Origin of the sequence: Bradyrhizobium valentinum (assembly GCF_001440405.1) — a bacterium.
Taxonomy (GTDB): Bacteria; Pseudomonadota; Alphaproteobacteria; order Rhizobiales; family Xanthobacteraceae; genus Bradyrhizobium; species Bradyrhizobium valentinum.
Genome location: NZ_LLXX01000218.1, coordinates 292 through 3,154, shown reverse-complemented (window position 1 = coordinate 3,154; position 2,863 = coordinate 292). Strand labels below are relative to the sequence as shown.

Annotated in this window: 3 protein-coding genes and 1 pseudogene; 1 reads left to right on the top strand and 3 read right to left on the bottom strand. The window is 62.8% G+C overall.

All coding sequences use genetic code 11. From position 1 onward, the window contains the following. Window positions 1–87: 87 nt before the first annotated feature. Together CP49_RS37585 and CP49_RS37580 are read right to left on the bottom strand one after the other, a co-directional pair. Window positions 88–888, bottom strand: coding sequence for a phytanoyl-CoA dioxygenase family protein (locus tag CP49_RS37585; protein WP_057855147.1), 801 nt, complete (start codon window positions 886–888; stop codon window positions 88–90). Between the two features lie 149 nt (window positions 889–1,037). Continuing rightward, a complete protein-coding gene (locus tag CP49_RS37580; RefSeq protein ID WP_057855146.1) occupies window positions 1,038–1,712 on the bottom strand; it encodes a GntR family transcriptional regulator in 675 nt (224 codons plus the stop codon). A 145-nt stretch (window positions 1,713–1,857) separates the two neighbouring features. On the opposite strand from CP49_RS37580, the gene CP49_RS37575 reads away from it, so the two are divergent. After that, on the top strand, window positions 1,858–2,670 hold the full coding sequence (locus tag CP49_RS37575; RefSeq protein WP_057855175.1) for a class I SAM-dependent methyltransferase: 813 nt from the start codon (window positions 1,858–1,860) through the stop codon (window positions 2,668–2,670). 6 nt (window positions 2,671–2,676) lie between these two features. Here CP49_RS37575 and CP49_RS46510 read toward each other — a convergent pair. After that, a pseudogene (locus CP49_RS46510) lies at window positions 2,677–2,863 on the bottom strand (RNA polymerase subunit sigma-70); the annotation flags it as partial.

Here is a 2,863-nt window from a genome sequence, read left to right as displayed (position 1 = left end):
CCATCCACGTCTTTCCCGCCGCAGCATCACAAGACGTGGATGCCCGGGACAAGCCCGGGCATGACGAACGTTCTAAACGACTTCAAACTACTCTGCCGCCTGACGATGCGCACGCGCAAGCCGCAGCAGCGCATCGTCCTCCACCGTCTGGATCGGCGTGAAATCCCGATGCGCGATGTAGTCAGGCCGCGTCGGCGTGCGGATGTAGTTCGAAACCGCGTTCAGCGTCAGGTAGACGATCTTGCGCGGATAGGGTGTGATGTTGCCGGCCGAGCCGTGTACGAGATTGCCGTGGAACATCAGCATGCCGCCGGCTTTTCCGGTGGGTGCTACGATGCCGCCTTCCTTCACCAGCCGCGTGACGGTCTCCTCATCCAGCGTCCACAGCGGATAGGACGTCGTTTCCAGGTCATGTGAAGCCTTGAGGTCGCCGGCGTGCTGGCTCTTGGGCACCAGCATCAGGGGACCGTTGATCGGCATCACCTCGTCGAGGAAGATCGCGATGTTCATCGCGCGCGGCAACGGCATGCCGTCGTCGCGTTTCCAGGTGCCGTAATCCTGGTGCCATTGCCAGACGTCGCCGGTGAAGGCGGATTTAGCGTTGATCTTGTACTGATGCATGTAGACCTTCTCGCCGAAGATCTGCTCGACCGGCTCGATCATGCGCGGATGCGCGCCGAGAACGCCGAAGGCTTCGTTATAGAGATGCGCGGCAAAAGCTGTGCGCGGCGCGCCGCTCTTCTCGCGCCACACCTCAGGGCGGTCGGCGTCGTAGATGCTCACGGCCTCGCGGGCGAGATAGTCCACTTCCTCCTGGCTGAATAATTCGGGCAGGAACAGCCAGCCTTCGCGATTGAAGAATTCGATCTGCTGTGGCGTCAGTTTCATGGCGTTCTCTCCTGTGTTTTTTTGTTTCTATCTCCTCATGGTGAGGAGCGCGTCTTCGCGCGTCTCGAACCATGAGGCCCCAATCTTTTCCGCGGCCCATCCTTCGAGACGCCGCTTCGCGGCTCCTCAGGATGAGGGCACGTAGTCTGTTACGCCGCCTCGTCAGTCGCTCTCAGTCTCTCCTCGGTCATTCGTCCGGCCGTCTGCGCATGCGCCAGTGCTGCGGCCTCCGCAGCCTTGGCGTTGCCGGCGAGGATCTGCGCGGCGATCGCCTCGTGTTCGCTCCAGGCACTCTCGCGGTAATCGAGCTCGGCGAGCACGGTCGCCATCGAGCGGCGCATGTGCGGCCATTGCGGCGCGATCATTTCCTCGATCGCGGGATTGCCCGCGAGGCGATAGATCGCGCTGTGAAAATCGACGTCGAGTGCGATCAGCCGCGCCAGCGGCGTATCTTTGCTGATGGTTCGTCCGGCTTGCAACGCCGCCTCGAGCTGCGCACGTCCTGCAGGGTTGGTCTTGACCTGTCCGGCAGCCAGCTTTGCTGCCAGCGCGTCGATGGCGCCTCGCACTTCGTAGAGCTGACGGATGCGCTCCGGGTCGAGCCGGGTAACCTCAAAGCCGCGGCGGCCGCTTTCGGCGACGAGCCCCTGCCGATGCAGCAGATGCAGCGCATGGGACACGGGCTGGCGCGAGACACCGAGCTTATCCGCAAGCTCGTTCTGCCGGATGCGATGCCCAGGCGGCAGCGAACGGTCGGTGATCGCCTCGAGGATCCGGGCATAGACTTGGTCGATCAGGTTGGGGAGTGGATCCAAGGGGATCATGCCGGACCGTCCATTTTGGAATACGGAATTCCGAATTCAAAGCTAGCGACCGGCCCCGGCTGAGTCAAGGGCTTGTGGGGAGACTCACAGTTGCCGGATGCCCGGCAGCCTATACTGCTATGGGGCGCGTGATCGGAGGATGTTCATGGACAACAACGCCGCGAGTTTCACGGGCAGTATCCCGCACTATTACGATCAGGGCCTCGGACCGGTCATTTTCGTCGAATATGCCGCCGACATTGCGCAACGCGTCGCGGCTGGCGGCCCGGCGCGGGTCCTGGAGACGGCGGCCGGCACCGGCATTGTCACGCGCAAGTTACGCGATGCGTTGCCGGCCGATACCCAACTGACGGCGACGGATTTCAATCCGCCGATGCTCGACATTGCCCGCGCCAAGTTTCAGTCCGGCGAGCAGGTCGACTTCCAGCCTGTCGATGCGGTCGCGCTTCCCTTCGCCGATGCAAGCTTCGATGCGATCGTTTGCCAGTTCGGCCTGATGTTCTTTCCGGACAAGGCAAAATCCTTCTCCGAGGCTTATCGCGTGCTCGCGCCCGACGGCCGCTACGTGCTCAGCGTTTGGGACTCTCATCGCTACAATCCGTTCGGCCGGATCGCACATGAAGTGGCAGGCAGTTTCTTCGCGACCGACCCGCCGCAGTTTTACAACGTGCCGTTCTCCTGCCACCAGATCGATCCGATCAAGGAGATGCTGATCACGGCCGGCTTCGGCGACATCGGCATTGCGGTGATCAGACAGGTACGAGAACTCCTTGACGTCGCGACCTTCGCGCGGGCAGCCGTCCATGGTAATCCGCTGATCGATCAGGTCCGGGCGCGCGGCGGCGTCGATCCGGACCAGATCGTCGACGCGATGGCACAGGCGTTTCGCCGCGAATTCGGCGATCCCGGCCGGATGCCGGTTCAGGCGATCGTGTTCTCCGCAGCAAAGAGCCGATGACGTCGCTCATGTGAGCAGGTTTACGTCGAACTGGCCGATCCGCTCGGCATCGGCCACCGCTTCGACCGCCGATATCCTGTCGCCACTGATCGTCAACCGCACCACGATGCGCAGTTGTCCGCCGAGAATGACAGCGAGCGCGAATGCACCGTCGACCAGCGCCGGCTTGGCGGCCCGCGCGCGTCCCTTGAAG

Coding starts and splice junctions, on each gene's coding strand:
- CP49_RS37575 (WP_057855175.1), top strand. CDS start 1,858: ATGGACAACAACGCCGCGAGTTTCACGGGCAGTATCCCGCACTATTAC.
- CP49_RS37585 (WP_057855147.1), bottom strand. CDS start 888: ATGAAACTGACGCCACAGCAGATCGAATTCTTCAATCGCGAAGGCTGG.
- CP49_RS37580 (WP_057855146.1), bottom strand. CDS start 1,712: ATGATCCCCTTGGATCCACTCCCCAACCTGATCGACCAAGTCTATGCC.